Raw genomic sequence first — 2,089 nt, forward strand, 5'->3', positions numbered from 1 at the left:
TATTGGAGAAGCATGATGTGGGGCTTGCAATAATTTTCGGAAGCTTCTTGAGTGGAAACGCATTCAGAGACATAGATGTAGCCGTATACTCTAAGGAGCTAAAATTCGATGATTTATTGAAGCTTAGGGTGGAGTTGGAATTGGAATTGGGCATGCCAATAGACTTAGTACCATTAGACCAGCTCCCCCCAAAGTTCAGGCTGGAAGTCTTAAGGAGGGGCATGATTGTAATTGAGAAGAATGGAGTCTACGAGCACCTCTACATGAAAACATATGATGAGTTAATATCAATGAAGCCTCCAATTACCGAACATGATAATAGCATGCATACCAGCATACAATGAGGATGAAAAGCTAGGGTTGTAATGGAGGCGGATTGAATTGCTCGAGAAAGTAGCATTGAAGCTTGAGCTTAAGGGGGGGTTGAAGTCTTCTTAAGTGGTGTGGTCAGCTTACTTAAGGGTGTACTTGTTGAATTAAGTCTTTATGGTTCAGCGGCACGTGGGGAGATGCATATAGATGTGTAGAGCTTTGTATAATTCCAAGAGATTTCCGAAAATTTTGGATTGGGTTAAAAATTTAGATTACATTATTTATTTGGGGTTCATGGAAATTAACAAACCAGAATACTTAAAGATTTACTGAGGAGTTGTTAAGCTGGAGTTCTTGATTTATGCCGAAGTTGGCTTCAGATGATTGGAGGGAGTGGCTTGAGTATGCTAAGGGCGATTATGAGGAAGCTATTTCCGCACTTAATAGAGGTTCTTTTAAAGAGGCATGTTTTCACGCTCAACAATCATGTGAAAAGTTGCTTAAAGCCATACTGATTAAGAGGGGGATGTTCATACCTATACATGACTTGATGGAGTTGGCGCGGGAGGTTGGAGTTGAAGATCCTACAATATTGAATGAGTTATCGAAGTTAACTATTCACAACTATGCTTCTAGGTATCCTGATGCAACTAGGAGGGCTGGAGTGGAATACTGCTTAAGTATAGCTGAAGAATGCGTTGAGGTTATGAGGAGATTATGGGTTTTTCAGCAGTTTCTGAATAGTTAACTTTATATGATGTTTCTTCAGCATATTCCAATTGAAGAGTAGCACCGAATGCCCCTTCTGGGCGATATGTGGTGAAGCGTATACTCAGGATGAGGGGAGCTCCGTTGCCCCTGAAAGCCATCAATGAAGCCAACACGGCCAAGATGGAACGGATAGTAACAAAATGTCAACTATCCGACAACGGATACGTTGAGGGAATGCTTAGAATAGATATAGGAAGGATTTGGGATGGGAGGCCAGCTATAGATTACCTAGCAGACTATATAGGGCTGTTATCCAAGCTTACAAGGGTGAGGGCTGTGGTGGTTATAGGTTCTAGAGCTCGTGGAGCTTGGAAGCCGAGTAGCGATATAGATGCAATTATAGTTGTGGATGAAGCTATACCATACGCCAAGTTGCCACCAGTTGGAGTGGTGGATCCAAGGATATATACCTTGAAAGAGCTTCTTGAAGCCATAAATGAAGCTGAATATGAAATTATAGAAGCATTCGAGGAGGGGAAGGTGATATACGATGATGGATTATGGAGGGAAATGCTGAAAACATATGAGGAAGTTAAGGAGAAGTTGAAGATACGTAGATACAAGACGGGATGGAGAATACATTCAAAAGATCTAAGCTAACTTGAAGGTTTAAATGAGGGCGGTTGAAGGATGAATTTGATTATGAATTATGATTCTGATGCTGATGTTTGGTTTTGAAGTTTGGTGAGGGGTTGGTTGATGATGTTGTTTTGGGTTATGATTGTGATGGGAGGGTTGTTTCAGTGGAAGTGTTGGATGCTTCGAAGAGGGGGTTAATGAATGTGCTAATTGAATTGGCTAAGGCGAAGAGGGAGGCAGTTAAACTAATACTCTCAAAGATAAGCTGGGGGGGCGAGGTGCATAGCAGACTACACACCAACACTGGTTGGCATAGATGAGGCAAGGATGGCGCGTAACGTATTGGAGCAGAACGTTAAGACTCTTCAAATGGAAAGTGTAAACCCGTAGATTGATGTGGAAATGGTGGATGTATATGAGTGGGAAG

Annotated in this window: 4 protein-coding genes; all 4 read left to right on the forward strand. The window is 41.9% G+C overall.

Translation table 11 applies throughout. The features are described from left to right. Positions 1-344, forward strand: a 344-nt coding sequence (locus MRT15_RS10270) for a nucleotidyltransferase family protein (RefSeq protein WP_304330005.1), incomplete at its 5' end; no start/stop codon positions are given. A 329-nt stretch (positions 345-673) separates the two neighbouring features. After that, positions 674-1,060, forward strand: a complete 387-nt coding sequence (locus MRT15_RS10275) for a HEPN domain-containing protein (RefSeq protein ID WP_304330006.1) — start codon at positions 674-676, stop codon at positions 1,058-1,060. A 71-nt stretch (positions 1,061-1,131) separates the two neighbouring features. Further along, a complete protein-coding gene (locus MRT15_RS10280; RefSeq protein WP_304330008.1) occupies positions 1,132-1,683 on the forward strand; it encodes a nucleotidyltransferase domain-containing protein in 552 nt (183 codons plus the stop codon). Between the two features lie 68 nt (positions 1,684-1,751). Next, the gene (locus MRT15_RS10285) at positions 1,752-1,982 is read left to right on the forward strand and encodes a DUF2283 domain-containing protein (RefSeq protein ID WP_304330010.1); all 231 of its coding nucleotides are present in this window, start codon (positions 1,752-1,754) and stop codon (positions 1,980-1,982) included. Positions 1,983-2,089: the final 107 nt, after the last annotated feature.

This window comes from Candidatus Culexarchaeum yellowstonense (genome assembly GCF_024707025.1).
Classification (GTDB): Archaea; Thermoproteota; Methanomethylicia; order Culexarchaeales; family Culexarchaeaceae; genus Culexarchaeum.